Source organism: Streptomyces sp. 13-12-16 (genome assembly GCF_002114215.1).
In the GTDB taxonomy this organism is placed as follows: domain Bacteria; phylum Actinomycetota; class Actinomycetes; order Streptomycetales; family Streptomycetaceae; genus Streptomyces.
In genome coordinates, this window is the sequence record NZ_NCTE01001507.1 from 1 (window position 1) to 416 (window position 416).

Genomic DNA, 416 nt, shown 5'->3' on the forward strand with positions numbered 1-416 from the left:
GACCGCGCTGGCCGTGTGGCCGCTGACGTCCCGGCTGCCGGCCGGCACGCCCGGTCCGCGCCGCACCGGGCCCGACGACACCACCGCCGCCCGGCTGCCGCACCGGCGTTCCGGCACGGTCCTCGCCGGCACCATGCTGCTGTGGTCGCTCGCCCAGAACGCGCTGTGGGGCGTGAGCGGACGCATCGGGGTCGGCCAGGCGCACCTGTCCGAGCCGACCGTGGGTGTCGTCTTCGCGGTGGCGCTGGGCGCCGGACTGCTGGGCGTCCTGGGCGCGGGCGCGCTGGGATCGAGGCTGGGGCGGGCGCTGCCCATCGGCGGCGGCACGGTCCTCATCGCCGGCTGCATCGCGCTCAGCGCCTCCGCGACCGGTCTCGGCAGTTTCGCCACCGGTGAGATCGCCTGGAACACGATCT

The 416-nt window shown here is 76.4% G+C and carries 1 pseudogene; it reads left to right on the plus strand.

The annotated features are described in order from the left end of the window. Positions 1-416, plus strand: a pseudogene (locus B7767_RS44130) (MFS transporter); the annotation flags it as partial.